A 13,970-nucleotide genomic window follows, 5' to 3' on the forward strand; every position below is an offset into this window, starting at 1 on the left:
TTGTTGCTGATGGCGTCCTATCCGCCCTGATGTGAGTCGGGCCGATGGAGGGGGCTGCTGCGTCCCTGGGCGGGATAGGTGACCCCGGGTTGCCAGTCGCAGCTGGCCTTCTCGTCCAGCAGCTGCCAGCCGAGGGTGGGGGTCGCGAGCCGATCGCGCCACTGGCCGACCAGCTCGGCGCACCCCTCGCGGTTGAGGGCGCCGACATCGAGCCGCCAGCTGTCCGCCCCCAGATCCAGCCCGCCGCCGAGGGCCAGCAGATGGGTGATGGTGGAGGCCCCGCCCTGCGCAATGGTGATCTTCCCCTGATCCGCTTTGGCCTCGAGCCTGATCCGATAGAAGGGGGTATCGCCCCCCTGCATCGCCTGCCAGAGCGCCTGCGGGCTCAGGGTCGGCGGCTGTGGCTCCTTGAACCAGGCATCGAGCAGGGGGTCCAGCTTGATCCCGTCCCAGAAGGGGTCCCTGGCATCCAGGCTCAGGCTGCCGCTCAGGCTGTGGCGCCAGTCGGCGAGATCGGCCTGCAGCGCCAGATCCAGGTCGGCCTTGCCGGCGAAGGAGAGGGGGCTGTGCAGCAGCTCCCCCCAGAGATCCAGATCCAGCTGCTCTCCCTTGAGCCGCAGGCGGGAGGCTTGCCGGGGCTGGCGACTCCACAGGCCGCTGGCGTTCAGGCTGCCGCCGTCGGCCAGCTGGCTGGCGAGGCTCTCCAGCTGCCATTGCTGCGGCGTGGCCGTGAGCGCCAGCTGGCCATTGCGGGCGGAGAGGCCATCCCACACCAGCTCTATCCAGTCGCTCTTGACGGTGCCCTGTTCGCTCAGGGCCAGGGGCTGCCCACCCTCGACTCCCAGCTGCGCCAGCTCCAGGTTCCAGCCGCTCAGTGAGAGGGGCAGGGCATCGTCGAAGGAGAGGACCCTCAGCTTGTCGAAATGGAGCTGGCTTATCTCGAGCCGGGTCGGCGCTGCGGCCTGCCAGGCCTGCCACCACCCCTGGGGCAGGCTGATGTCCATGCCGCTCAGGGTCAGCTGGCGCAGGGTGAGGCGCTGGCGATCGGGATCCAGGCTGAACAGGGTGTCGAAGCGGCCGTCATAGGCCTTGCCCTTGAGGGCGGCGCCGATCTGCTGGCCGGAGAAGCTCAGCTGTCCCTCTATCTCCTCCAGCTGGAACAGGCCGCGGCCCGCATCCCCCAGGCTGCCAAGCAGCTGGCCGCTGGCGGGGCTCCCCGCCTGCCACTCGAACTGGCTCAGCTCGCCGTTGAAGTCGTTGAGGGCGAACTCGCCCTCCAGGGAGTTGAGGCTGACATGCTGGAAGTCGCCCCGATCCAGGCTGACTCGGCGCAGGGGCCAGGGCTGATCGCCGAGATCCGCCAGTTCGATGCGCAGCCCCCGGGCCTTGAGATCCCCGAGACGCAGACTGCGAGCGGGCCAGTCCAGCACCATGGCGCTCTCCAACACCCCATCGAACAGCCGGGTGACCAGGCGGTCCGTGCTCAGCACCTGGCCTTGCAGCGTGCCGTTGAGGGCCAGCTGGCTCAGGGTCAGCTTGGGGCTCTCCAGGCGGTTGATGGTGAGGGAGAGGTCGGCCTGCACCTGCTGGCCCGGGCCGAGCAGCTGCCAGTTGCGCAGGGTGGCGCTGGCCCCCCGCAGAGTGAGGCCGTCGCTGGTCAGGTTCAGGCCATCTATCTTGCTGTCCCCTATGGTGAGGGAGCGCAGCGGCAGGGCGGGGAGCTGGTTGGGCAGGGGCCAGCGGATGCTGGGCTTGATCAGATCCAGATGGGCGAGGCGCACGTCCCGGCTCAGCCAGTCGATGCTGTCGACCTCGACATAGAGCTTCTCGACCCTGACCCCATCCCCATAGCTGACCTGTTCCGCCAGCAGGGTGTAGGGGTGCAGCGGGTTGAACACCAGTCGGCCTATGGTGACCGGCTCTCCGGTCTGGCGACTGAGCCAGTTGGCGATGGGATCCTTGGCCCGCTGGGCATCGAACAGGCCGAGCCCCATCCAGACGAACAGCAGCAGGAAGGCGAAGAAGTAGAGCAGGGCACGTAACCAGGCATTCATCTGTGTGTTCCTCCTGTGGCTGGATGGGGGTCAGGCGTTGGAATCGTGGTCCCGCCGCCCCGAACGTCGGCGGAGCGGCGGGTCGACATGGCGTGGCCCGGGGGCGGATCCATCAGGCAGCTTGGGTATCATGGTGATGGTTTTCTCCGCTCAGGCATTGGAGTAGTGATCCCGCAGGCCCAGCCAGCGTCGGATCAAGGGGTCGACCTGGGCTGGGTGCTGATCCATCAGGAAGCGGGCCAGCTTCTGCACCTGGGGAATGAGCGGCTGATCCCGCACCAGATCGGCGATCTTGAGATCCGCCAGCCCGGTCTGGCGGGTGCCGAGCAGTTCCCCGGGGCCGCGCAGTTCAAGGTCGCGCTGGGCGATGAGAAAGCCGTCGTTGGTCTCCCGCAATACCCCGAGCCGGCTCTGGGCCGTCTTGGAGAGGGGGGCGTGATAGAGCAGCACGCAGTGGGAGGCCACAGACCCCCGGCCGACCCGGCCCCGCAGCTGGTGCAGCTGGGCCAGCCCGAGCCGCTCCGGGTTTTCGATGATCATCAGGCTGGCGTTGGGCACGTCCACCCCCACCTCGATGACGGTGGTGGCGACCAGCAGTTGCAATATGCCCGCCTTGAACTCCTCCATCACCCTCTGCTTCTCGATCGGGCGCATCCGGCCGTGGACCAGGCCGATGTGCAGGCCTGGCAGCAGGGCCTGCAGCTCGGTGGCCGTGTCCTCGGCGGCCTGGCATTCGAGCACCTCGGACTCCTCGATCAGGGTGCAGACCCAGTAGGCCTGCTTGCCCTCCTCGCAGGCGAGCCTGACCCGCTCGATCACGTCCCCCCGGCGGCTGTCCGGCAGGGCCACAGTGGTGATGGGGGTACGGCCCGGCGGCAGCTCGTCGATGACGGAGGTGTCGAGGTCGGCGTAGGCGGTCATCGCCAGGGTACGGGGGATGGGGGTGGCGGTCATGATCAGCTGATGGGGGTGGACGCCGTCCCGCTCTCCCTTTTCCCGCAGGGCGAGGCGCTGGTGCACCCCGAACCTGTGCTGTTCGTCGATGATCACCAGCCCGAGCCGCTCGAACACCACCTGCTCCTGAAAGATGGCGTGGGTGCCCACCACCATCTTGACGCTGCCATCAGCAATGGTGGCCAGCGCCTCCTCCCGCGCCTTGCCCTTCTGCTTGCCCGCCAGCCAGCCGACCTTGATGCCCAGCGGCGCCAGCCAGTTGGCGAAGTTGATGGCGTGCTGCTCGGCCAGCAGTTCGGTCGGCGCCATCAGCCCCACCTGACAGCCGTTGCCGATGGCCTGCAGGGCGGCGAGCGCCGCCACCAGCGTCTTGCCCGAGCCCACGTCTCCCTGCACCAGCCGCATCATGGGATGACCCAGCTGCAGATCCCGGCTTATCTCATCCACCACCCGGCGCTGGGCTCCGGTGGGGCTGAAGGGCAGGGCGCCGAGCAACTGTGCCACCAGGGCCGGGGCCGGAGCCAGGGCATGGGCATGCTGGGTCTGGGCCTGGGCGCGGACTTTCAGCACCGAGAGGTTGTGGGCCAGCAGCTCTTCGAGCACCAGACGGCGCTGGGCCGGATGCTGACCCCGGTCGAGCTGATCCAGGGCCACGGAGGGAGGAGGGCGGTGCAGCAGTTTCAGGGCGGCAGCCAGCTCTATCTGCTGGGGGTAGAGACCGGCGGGCAGCAGCTCCTCCACCCCGTGTTGATCGAGCAGCAGCAGTGCCTGATCCGTGAGGTTGCGCAGGGTGAGCTGGCGCAGCCCCTCCGTGGTGGGGTAGACGGGGGTGAGGGCCTCTTCGGTCTGGCCGGCCTGCTCCTCGCCGAGCAGCTTGTACTCGGGGTGGGCCATCTCCAGGCCGAACTTGCCGGGGCGGGCCTCGCCGAAGCAACGGATCAGCCGTCCCTGGGCCAGGCTGTTTTTCTGGGCGGCGGTGAAATTGAAGAAGCGCAGGGTGAGGGAGCCGGTGCCGTCAATGATGCGGCAGACCAGCATGCGGCGGCGACCCATCACCAGCTGGGTATCCTGGATCTCCCCTTCGACGGCGCCATGGAGACCCGGCATCAGGTCGCCGATGGGCCACACCTGGGTGCGATCCTCGTAGCGGTGGGGCAGGTGGAACAGCAGGTCCTGCACGGTGGCGAGCCCGAGCCGCTCGAACTTCTCCTGCATCTTGCTGCCGACACCCTTCAGGCTATCGAGAGGGATTTTATCCAATTTCATCAATCAGATGCCTGCGATCACTGTAAATATGTCCAGATGATAGGGTCTATTGAGGTTGCGACGCAAGCCGCGCGGACGGGGGGCATGGCCCGTATGACAGAGGCCTGCCGAAAACGGCAGGCCTCTGGAGGGGCGGAAACGGGCGGCGGATGAGGGCTCAGATGATGCGCTTGAGCAGCAGATGCGCCTTGACCCTGTGGATCCGAGCCAGCAGCTTGCGCACCTGCTCCGGGTAGTCCTTGGGCTCTTCCACCTGGCTGAAACTGTCGATGCGGCTGGTATTGGCCAATATGTTGGCCTTCTCCTCGGCGAACTGGCCGGCCAGCAGCCCTTGTTCGTCGCGGATCAGCAGGCCGTTCTCCAGATCCAGCGCCCAGGCGCGGGGATTGAGGTTGTTGCCGGTGAGCATGGCCCACTCCTCATCGACGAAGATCCCCTTGAGGTGATAGGAGTTGCGATCGTGGCGCCACAGCATGAGATCCAGCCTGCCCGCATCGATGTGATGCTGGTTGCGCTGGGCAAACTTGCGCAGGTTGGTCTCGTACAGATAGGGCAGGCCGCCTATGGTGCTGAACTTCTCGCCGGGGGGAATGAAGAAGTCGTTGGCCGTCTTGTCCCCCACCACTATGGTCACCTTGCAACCCCGGTTGAGCAGGGACTCTATGTCCTTGCTGAGCTCCTTGGGCGGGTTGAAATAGGGAGTGCAGATGAAGATCTCCCGCTCCGTGGTTCGCACCAGGTTGCGGATGGTACGGTTGAGCAGGTTGTTGCGCTTGCCCAGGCCCGCCAGGGGGGTAATGGCAACCTCGGCCTCGCCCGCCTTGCTGGTGTTGAAGCGGTACTGGCTCTGGCGCAGGCTCAGCTTGAAGCGGCGGATCGGTCCCTTGAGCTGCTTGGCGGTCGGGATCGGCGTCTGATCCAGGCGCTGCACGGCGGGGTTGGCGACAAACTGATCGTCCACATAGTTGACCATGGCGCGGCAGAGCTCGGCGCTCTCTATCTGGTGATAGCGGTCGAAGCGGTAGCGATCCTGCTGATGCAGGTAGATGTCGTTGAGGCTGGCACCCGAGTAGAGCAGGGTGTCATCGAAGATGAAGCCCTTGAGGTGCAGCACGCCGAGCAGCTCGCGCCCCTTGACCGGCACGCCATAGACGGCGATGGGATGTTCATGCCGGGCGGCCATCTCCTGATACATCAGGTGGTTGCCCCCCTGCTTGCCCTTGCCGATGAGGCCGCGCTGGGCCCGGTGGAAATCGACGAACAGCTTGATGTCCAGCGCCGGGTTGCGCTGCTTGGCGGCGTGGAGGGCGGCCATGATCTCGCGGCCCGCCTCGTCATCTTGCAGATAGAGGGCGACCAGATAGATGCGCTGGGTGGCTTGCTGGATGAGCGAGAGGATCCGGCTCTTGAAGTCACGGGCGCTGTAGAGCGTCTGAAACTGCTGGGCGGCAACGGCAATCTGGGGCAGGCGCGCCAACAGGTGTCGATAATGGGCCGATGAATGCATAGAGAAACCTGATATCACTGAGTTAAGCGTTCCACTCGGGGCGACGAATAGGCGATTCTAGCAATCTCACCCCTTCAGCCAAAGCAACAATCGTCGGAAAGATGAAAAAGGCCTCGCGATGGAGGCCTTGGGGTGGGGAGGCAGCTCTTCAGAGCAGGCTGAAAATGAGCATGGCGACCAGGCCGCCCGTGGTGCCGATGATGGTCTCCATCAGGGTCCAGGTTTGCAGGGTCTGCTTCTCGGTGAGGCCGAGGTAGCGGTTCGCCAGCCAGAAGCCGGAGTCATTGACGTGGGAGAGCACGATGGAGCCACCGCCGATGGCGACCGTGATGGCCGCGAGCTGGGCACCGTTCAGACCCAGGGGTTCCAGCATGGGGAGCACCAAGCCGCAGGCGGTCAGCATGGCGACCGTCGCCGAGCCCTGGATCACCCGCACCGCGGCGGCCAGGATGAAGGCCAGGGCGACGATGGGCAGGCCGGAGTCGGCCAGCATGTTGCCAAGGGCCGCCCCCACGCCGGAATCCACCAGCACCTGCTTGAATACGCCGCCGGCCCCCGTCACCAGAATGATGACGCCGGCAGGCTGGATGGCGCTGGAGCAGACGGCCATCACCTCGTCACGGCTCATGCCGCGGCGTATCCCCAGCAGATAGAAGGCGGCCAGACAGGCGACCATGATGGCGGTGAAGGGGTGGCCGATGAATTCCAGCCAGCCGTGCAGGGTGGAGCCTGCCTCGACGAAGCGGCTGACGATGGTCTTGAGGCCGATCAGCAGCAGCGGCAGACCGATGAGGCCCATGGCCAGGGCGAAGGAGGGCAGCTTGTCGCCATGGTCGTGGATGCTGTTCTGGGCATCGGCGGGCAGCGGCACGTCGACCAGCTTGCTGATGAAGCTGCCGAACAGGGGGCCGGCCAGGATCAGGGCGGGCACGGCGGCGATGAGGCCGAACAGTATCATGTAGCCGAAGTCGGCACCGAGCTGGGAGGCGACCAGGATGGGGCCAGGGGCCGGGATCAGGAAGGCCTGACAGGTGGCAATCCCCGCCAGCAGGGCGATGCCTATCTTCACCACGCTGCCGCCGCCGCGACGGACGATGGCGAACGCCACCCCGATCAGCAGCACCACGGCCACGTCGAAGAACAGCGGCAAGGCGCAGACGAAACCGGTCAGGGCGATGGCCCAGTTGGCCCGCTCCACCCCGAACTTGTTGAGCAGGGTGTGGGCGATGCGGTCCAGGGCGCCGGTCACCTCCATCACCTTGCCGAACATGGCGCCGAGCGCCACCACCACGGCGACGAAGCCCAGGGTGCCGCCCATGCCTTTCTGTATGGTGGCGGCGATGTCGGCCGGGTTCATGCCGGCGGCGAGGCCAGCCACCATGGAGACCAGGATCAGCGAGACCACCGCGTGCAGGCGGGCCTTCATCACCAGGAAGAGCAGCAGCAGAATGGAGCCTGCGGCCGTCATGATCAGGGAGAGGTCAGACATTGTTGTGCGTTCCTTATTCCAAGTTCGGTGTCGTCACCCTGCCCGTAGGGGCAGAACATATCTATTTGATTTATTTATGTATATGGCCATGGCTGCCAGGGGGAGCCCGGGTGACTGTGTGCGATGTTCCGTCTGTGGCAGACTTCACAATTCTCGTTGTTACCGGTAACATGTTACCGGTAACGTGGTAAGTTAGAACCCATCGACAGCACGTTTTTTGAAAAATGAGATAGAGGTCAAACAATGGCGGGTAAGAGCATTATCGTGATGGGTGTGTCGGGGAGCGGCAAGTCTACCGTGGGGGCCCAGGTGGCCGAGGCGCTGGGGGCCAAGTTCATCGATGGCGATGATCTGCACCCCAGGGCCAACATCCAGAAGATGGCCGGCGGCACCCCCCTCAACGATGAGGATCGCGCCCCCTGGCTGGAGCGGATCCGCGATGCCGCCTACAGCCTGGAGCAGAAGAACGAGGTGGGCGTCATCGTCTGCTCCGCGCTCAAGCGCCGCTACCGCGACCAGATCCGCGAAGGCAACCAGGCGGTCCAGTTCCTGTTCCTCGACGGGGAATACGACCTCATCCTGGCCCGGATGAAGGCGCGCCATGGCCACTTCATGCGGGAATCCATGTTACAAAGCCAATTCGATACCCTAGAGCGCCCGGATGCAGAGCCCGGCGTCCATCGCATCGACATCGACGGCAGCCTGGATCAGGTGATCGCTCGCGCCGTTCACGCCTTGGAGGAAACAGCATGACTCATCCGATCATCACCCAGGTCACGGAGCGGATCGCGGCACGCAGCGCCAGCCGCCGGGCGGCCTACCTGGCCCGCATCAGCCGTCAGGCCGAGCAGGGCAAGACCCGCGCCGCCCTGGCCTGTGGCAACCTGGCCCATGCCGTGGCCGCCTGCAGCACGGACGAGAAGGGCCGCATCCTCGACATGACCCGGGCCAACGTCGGCATCGTCACCGCCTACAACGACATGCTCAGTGCCCATCAGCCCTACAAGGACTACCCGGACCGGATCAAGGCCGCCCTGGCGGCGCTCGGACACAGCGCCCAGGTCGCCGGCGGCGTGCCCGCCATGTGCGACGGCGTCACCCAGGGGCAGCCGGGCATGGACATGTCCCTGTTCTCCCGGGATCTCATCGCCCAGGCCACCGCCCTGTCCCTGTCCCACAACACCTTCGACGCCACCCTGCTGCTCGGCATCTGCGACAAGATAGCCCCGGGCCAGATCATGGGGGCCCTCTCCCATGGTCACCTGCCCACCGCCTTCGTGCCCGCCGGCCCCATGGCCAGCGGCATCAGCAACGATGACAAGGTGAAGGTGCGCCAGCAGTATGCCGCAGGGGAAGTGGGGCGCGAGGCCCTGCTGGAGATGGAGTGCGGCGCCTACCACGCCCCTGGCACCTGCACCTTCTACGGCACCGCCAACACCAACCAGCTGGTGTTCGAGGCCATGGGCCTGATGCTGCCGGGCTCCGCCTTCGTCCATCCCCACAGCGAGTTGCGTCACGCCCTCACCGAGGAGGCGGCCCGCCGCATCAGTGCCCTGATCCCCGGCTCCCCGGCCTATCGCCCCCTGAGCCAGGTGCTGGATGCCCGCACCCTGGTCAACGGCCTGGTGGCCCTGCTCGCCTCCGGCGGCAGCTCCAACCACAGCATCCACATGGTGGCCCTGGCGCGGGCCGCCGGCCTGGTGCTGACCTGGGACGATTTGAGCGATCTCTCCGACGTGGTGCCGCTGCTGGTGCGCATGTACCCGAACGGCCCGGCAGACGTGAATGCCTTCCAGCAGGCGGGTGCCGTGCCCGGCCTGATGCGCCGGCTGGCGGAGCTGAACCTGCTCAACATGGATGCCATCCCCACCTTCGGCACCCTGGCGGATCACCTCACCGCCCCCGAACTGGTCGAGGGCAAGCTGGTGTGGCGCCCGGTGGGCGAGAGCACGGATCCCGCCGTGCTCTCCCCGAGCGGCCAGGTGTTCCAGGCCAGCGGCGGCACCAAGGTGCTGGATGGCAACCTAGGACGCGCCGTGATCAAGGTTTCCGCCGTGGCCCCCGAGTATCGGGTGGTCGAGGCGCCGGCCCGCATCTTCTCCTCCCAATATGCGGTGGCCGCCGCCTATCAGGCGGGCGAGCTCAACCAGGATGCCGTCATAGTGGTGCGCCACAATGGCCCGGCCGCCAACGGCATGCCGGAGCTGCACATGCTGATGCCCGTGCTCGGCAACCTGCAGAAGGCGGGTCACAAGGTGGCCCTGGTCACCGACGGCCGCCTCTCCGGCGCCTCCGGCAAGATCCCGGCCGCCATCCATGTCACGCCGGAGGCGCTGCACGGCGGTGCCATCGGCCTGCTTGCCGACGGCGATCTGCTGCGCCTGGATGCCGAGACGGGCCGTCTCGACTGCCTGACCGACCTGACCGGTCGCCGCCAGGCCGAGATCGATCTCACCCTGGAACAGGAAGGGTGGGGCCGGGAACTGTTCAGCGTGATGCGTCGCGCGGTATCGAGCGCCGAGTGCGGCGCCACCATCTTCGATTGAAATCTGACTGAGGAAGAGCCATGCAAAACTGGAAAGTGACCCCCGCCGAGGTGTTTGCCGCCTCCCCCCTAGTACCCGTGATGGTCATCAGCGACCTGGAACAGGCCCTGCCCATGGCCAAGGCGCTGCTGGAGGGCGGCATCTCTGTGTTCGAGATCACCCTGCGCACCCCGGTGGCCCTGGATGCCATCGCCCTCATCGCCAAGGCGATGCCGGATGCCATGGTGGGGGCGGGTACCGTGCTCAACTGCGCTCAATACGATGCCGCCGTGGCCGCCGGAGCCCGCTTCGTCATCTCCCCGGGCATGACTCCCGCCCTGCTGGCCCATGCCGCCAAGGGCACGGCGCCCCTGATCCCCGGGGTGGCCACCGCCTCCGAGATGATGCAGGCCCTGGAGGCGGGTTATGACCATATCAAGTTCTTCCCGGCCGAGGCGAACGGCGGCACCAAGGCGCTTGCGGCCATCACGGCGCCCCTCGCCCAGATGCGGATCTGCCCCACCGGTGGCATAGGCCCGAACAACGTGGCCGACTATCTGGCGCTCAAATGTGTCGCCACGGTCGGCGGCTCCTGGATGCTGCCCGCCGACGCCCTCAAGCACGGCAACTGGGCAGAGGTGACCCGCCTCTCCCGCGAGGCGGTCGAGCTGGTGCGGCGCTAAGGGCCGCGGGTTCGCCGTGAGCAAGAGAGGCCACCCTGGGGTGGCCTCTCTTCTTTTTGGGGGGGCCACGGACAGCGTTGCTACTGACTGGGCTGCGGCGGGCGGGCGTCGACGGACGGGATGGCTTGGGGTGAGGCTCCTCAGGATTGCACTGCCATCGCCTCGGCGTTTAGAGTCTGTGCGAGTCCCGAGAGGCCAGTGTCATGATCCATCTCTATCAATCCTATCCCGAGGGGCACCTGACCGCGCCCCATGGTCACGATCGGCCACAGTACTGCTACCTGCATGGCGGCGGTGGCGTCATCAGCAGCCGCCAGCAGGGCTGCCTGCTGGTGGCGGGCCAGCTCTGCTTCCTGCCACAGGGCCAGGAGCACGAGTTTCGCGTCCTGCGCCGCTCCCGCCTAAGCCTGATCTACGCCGATCGGGAGCGGGGCGCCCCCTTCGGCAAGCTGGAGGTGAGCCCCATGGTGGCGGGCCTCTTCGCCCGGTTGGCCCAGTTGGAGGAAGCTGGGGGCGATGGCGAACCCTATCTGAGGGTGCTCGGCCTCGAACTCGGGCGCGCGCCGCCCCTGGCAGGGCAGCAGCCCTGTGCGGCGGCGCTGGATCCCAGGCTGTTGCGGGTGCTGGACAAGGTCTGCCAGGCCCCCTCCATCCAGCCGGGCCTGGCGGAGCTTGCGGCGGGCTGCGGGGCGTCGGAGCGAACCCTCAACCGGCTGTTTGTCCGGCAGCTGGGCTGCACCTTCCGGCAGTGGCGCCAGCAGGTGGTGATGGGGCGGGCCCGCCAGTTGCAGCACCAGGGGCTGAGTCATGGCCGGATCGCCGAGATCCTGGGGTACGGGGATCTCAGCGCCTTCTCCCATGCGCTCAACCGTTTCCTGCGCAGCGAGTCAGTGTCGTGAGCCTATGTCCCTGTCCCTGGCATCGCCCTGCAGCAAGCAGGTGAGCTCGTCGGTGTGGCAGAGACGGCCGGCGCGGAAGGTGAACAGGCCGCTCACCTTGCAGACCAGGGTCTGTCCATTCCGGCGGCGGGCCCGGACCAGGTGGGTGGAGTGGACCCGCTCACCCTGGGCGATCAGGGCCAGAAACGTTATCTGGCACTCGGCGAGATCCTCTCGTAGGGCGAGGATATGCCGGCGAAAGGCGGCGTAGTCCAGCACCTTGTCGTCGACGTGCTGCACGTAATCCGGGGTGAACCAGTGGTCGAGTTCGGCGGGGGGGAAGGCGGGATCGCAAATCACGCGGTGCAGGCAGGCTTGCAGTCGTTGCGGGTAATCCATGGTGATCTCCTGGGTAAATGGCGCCGCCAGTGTAAGCCAGGAGGGGGGTGAGGGGATCTGGCCCAGCCGCCATCCCCTTGGTGTTTGGCGCCAACCTGATCCCCGGGAGGGCAGGGCGCGGGATCAGCCCAGGCTGCCCCCCTCGAAGAGGGAGAAGCCGAGATCCTTGCGCCGCTCGGTGAGGGGGGCGCCAGCGAGGCGGGCCAGCAGCAGGGTGGCGGCCTCGCAGCCTATCTCCTTGCGTGGGGTGACTATGCTCGCCAGCTGGGGCGACATGGCCCGGCCGATGTCGAGGGCGTTGCTGCCGGCGATGGCGATCTGCTGGGGCACGGGTATTCCCCTGGCCTGACAGCGCAGCAGGGCGCCGACCGCGAGGTCGTCGTTGGTGCAGTAGAGGCTGTCCAGATCGGGATAGCGGGCCAGGGCCTGCTCCAGCAATTCGCCCCCCAGGGTGAAACTGGAGGATTGTTCGGTCAGCAGGTGGCGGCCCGCCAGGCCGGCCTGCTCCATCGCCTGGTAGTAACCTTCCATCCGCAGCCGGGTACGCACGTCGAGACGCGCCCCCAGGTAGACGGGGGTGCGCCGCCCCCGGCGCAGCATCTCTGTTACCATGGCCCGGGCGGCCGCCCTGTGATCCATGCCGACCACCATGTCGATGGGCTGCTCGGGCAGATCCATGGTCTCCACCACAGGTATGCCGGCGGTGGCGATCATCTTGCGGGTGCGGGCCGTGTGCTGGCTGTCGGAGAGGATGAGGCCATCCACGTGATAGGAGAGCAGGGAGGCAACTTGTTCCTCCTCCCGCTGCGGGCTGTAGCCGTAGTGGGCGAGCAGGGTCTGGTAGCCTGCGGGCCGGGTGACCGACTCTATGCCGCGCACCAGGGCGGCGAACACCTGGTTGGAGAGGGAGGGGATCAGGATGCCGATCGCCTTGCTGGTGGCGTTCGACAGAATGTCCGGTGCCCGGTTGGGAATGTAGCCGAGCCGCTCCACCGCGGCGGCGATCCGCTCCCGGGTGCCTTCGGCCACGGCCTGGGGATCGCGCAGATAGCGGCTCACCGTCATCTTGGTGACCCCGGTCAGGTCGGCGATGTCCTGCAAGGTGGGGCGGCGTTTACGGCTGTCGTTCATGGCGGGATCCTGAAAAATGTTACAGGTAACATTATCGTTTTTGCGCAACAAAGTCAGCATTTGGCGCCGATGAAGAGGAGAAAATCATGGTGAGCGACAAGACCTTCCGCCAGCACAGGTTCGAGGCCGATGAGGTGGCGGGGCAGCGGTTCGAGCGGTGCCTCTTCCTCGCCTGCAACTTCTCCTGGCTGGATCTGCGGGAGTGCCGCTTCGTCGACTGCCGCTTCTACGACAGGGAGGAGGAGCTGACCTGCCAGCTGCAGGGTTGCGATCTGCGCGAAGCGAGTTTCCTGCGCTGCGATCTGACCCTGGCCAACCTCAGTCGCAGCGAGTGTCTGGGGCTGGAGATGCGGGACTGCCAGGCCATGGGCATCGACCTGTCCCAGGCCAGCTTCGCCAACCGGATCACCCCCAGCAGCTACTTCTGCGAGGCTTATCTGACCGGCAACAACTTCAGCTTTGCCAATCTGGCATCCTGCCTGCTGGAGCGTTGCGAGCTCCATGGCAATCGCTGGCAGAACGCGAACCTGAGGGGCGCCTCCCTGGCGGGCTCGGATCTGCGGGATGGCGAGTTCGGCCAGTTCGACTGGCAGGAGGTGACCCTGACCGGCTGCGATCTGCGGGGCTGCGATCTGCCCGGGCTGGATCTGCGCCGGGTCGACCTGAGCGGGGTGCAGATCAATGAAGAGCAGCAGCGGGGGCTGCTGGAGCAGATCGGGCTGGTGGTCTTCCCCTGAGCGGGGCGGAAAAGAGGTAAGTTTTCATCAATGGGGCGGTGTGGCGCTTGCCCTGCAAAGCAAAAAGCCTGCGCGATGCAGGCTTTTTGCTAGGTGAAGTGGCAAACGGAACGGCGTTGCCGCCTTTTGCACCCTTCCCCCCTCGCGGGAGAAGGGTTGGGGATGAGGGGGCTGGCTCAGCGTCTTGCCAGCTGTTGTTGGCCGGGTTGATGGCCCATCAGCAGGACTCAGCGTCTGGCCAGCTGTTGTTGGCCGGGTTGATGGCCCCGTCAGCAGGGACTCAGCGTCTGGCCAGCTGTTGTTGGCCGGGTTGATGGCCCCATCAGCAGGGACTCAGCGTCTGGCCA

At 66.4% G+C, this 13,970-nt stretch carries 11 protein-coding genes; 5 read left to right on the forward strand and 6 right to left on the reverse strand.

Annotated features, from left to right (window positions below; all coding sequences use genetic code 11):
• Nucleotides 1-17: 17 nt before the first annotated feature.
• From BN1119_RS14090 to gntU, 4 genes are all read right to left on the reverse strand, one after another.
• The gene (locus BN1119_RS14090) at nucleotides 18-2,054 is read right to left on the reverse strand and encodes an AsmA family protein (protein ID WP_041999152.1); all 2,037 of its coding nucleotides are present in this window, start codon (nucleotides 2,052-2,054) and stop codon (nucleotides 18-20) included.
• A 150-nt stretch (nucleotides 2,055-2,204) separates the two neighbouring features.
• Nucleotides 2,205-4,274: an ATP-dependent DNA helicase RecG gene (gene recG / locus BN1119_RS14095; protein WP_041999155.1), complete on the reverse strand. Its 2,070-nt coding sequence runs from the start codon at nucleotides 4,272-4,274 to the stop codon at nucleotides 2,205-2,207.
• Nucleotides 4,275-4,431: 157 nt separating this feature from the next.
• The gene (gene pssA / locus BN1119_RS14100; protein WP_041999158.1) at nucleotides 4,432-5,781 is read right to left on the reverse strand and encodes a CDP-diacylglycerol--serine O-phosphatidyltransferase; all 1,350 of its coding nucleotides are present in this window, start codon (nucleotides 5,779-5,781) and stop codon (nucleotides 4,432-4,434) included.
• 148 nt (nucleotides 5,782-5,929) lie between these two features.
• Nucleotides 5,930-7,270, reverse strand: coding sequence for a gluconate transporter (gntU, locus tag BN1119_RS14105; RefSeq protein ID WP_041999160.1), 1,341 nt, complete (start codon nucleotides 7,268-7,270; stop codon nucleotides 5,930-5,932).
• Nucleotides 7,271-7,513: 243 nt separating this feature from the next.
• Between gntU and BN1119_RS14110 the strand changes: the two genes are divergently transcribed.
• The 4 genes from BN1119_RS14110 to BN1119_RS14125 all read left to right on the forward strand — a co-directional run bounded on the left by BN1119_RS14110 (nucleotide 7,514) and on the right by BN1119_RS14125 (nucleotide 11,377).
• Nucleotides 7,514-8,023: a gluconokinase gene (locus BN1119_RS14110; protein ID WP_041999163.1), complete on the forward strand. Its 510-nt coding sequence runs from the start codon at nucleotides 7,514-7,516 to the stop codon at nucleotides 8,021-8,023.
• Nucleotides 8,020-9,816, forward strand: coding sequence for a phosphogluconate dehydratase (gene edd, locus BN1119_RS14115; RefSeq protein ID WP_041999166.1), 1,797 nt, complete (start codon nucleotides 8,020-8,022; stop codon nucleotides 9,814-9,816). The genes BN1119_RS14110 and edd overlap by 4 nt, the downstream gene beginning before the upstream one ends.
• A gap of 20 nt (nucleotides 9,817-9,836) precedes the next feature.
• Complete coding sequence (locus tag BN1119_RS14120; protein ID WP_041999169.1) at nucleotides 9,837-10,478, forward strand: bifunctional 4-hydroxy-2-oxoglutarate aldolase/2-dehydro-3-deoxy-phosphogluconate aldolase; 642 nt, start codon at nucleotides 9,837-9,839, stop codon at nucleotides 10,476-10,478.
• A gap of 203 nt (nucleotides 10,479-10,681) precedes the next feature.
• Complete coding sequence (locus BN1119_RS14125; RefSeq protein WP_041999172.1) at nucleotides 10,682-11,377, forward strand: helix-turn-helix domain-containing protein; 696 nt, start codon at nucleotides 10,682-10,684, stop codon at nucleotides 11,375-11,377.
• Here the strand turns inward: BN1119_RS14125 and BN1119_RS14130 are convergent.
• On the reverse strand, nucleotides 11,366-11,755 hold the full coding sequence (locus BN1119_RS14130; protein WP_041999175.1) for a nuclear transport factor 2 family protein: 390 nt from the start codon (nucleotides 11,753-11,755) through the stop codon (nucleotides 11,366-11,368). The two genes, BN1119_RS14125 and BN1119_RS14130, sit on opposite strands and share 12 nt — an antisense overlap.
• Nucleotides 11,756-11,878: 123 nt before the next feature.
• A complete protein-coding gene (locus tag BN1119_RS14135) occupies nucleotides 11,879-12,886 on the reverse strand; it encodes a substrate-binding domain-containing protein (RefSeq protein WP_041999178.1) in 1,008 nt (335 codons plus the stop codon).
• 86 nt (nucleotides 12,887-12,972) lie between these two features.
• Here BN1119_RS14135 and BN1119_RS14140 point away from each other — a divergent pair, with 86 nt between their 5' ends.
• Nucleotides 12,973-13,623 carry a Qnr family pentapeptide repeat protein gene (locus BN1119_RS14140; RefSeq protein ID WP_041999181.1) on the forward strand — a complete coding sequence of 217 codons (651 nt, stop codon included), beginning with the start codon at nucleotides 12,973-12,975 and terminating at the stop codon, nucleotides 13,621-13,623.
• Nucleotides 13,624-13,970: the final 347 nt, after the last annotated feature.

The organism is Aeromonas bivalvium (genome assembly GCF_000819765.1).
In the GTDB taxonomy this organism is placed as follows: Bacteria; Pseudomonadota; Gammaproteobacteria; order Enterobacterales; family Aeromonadaceae; genus Aeromonas; species Aeromonas bivalvium.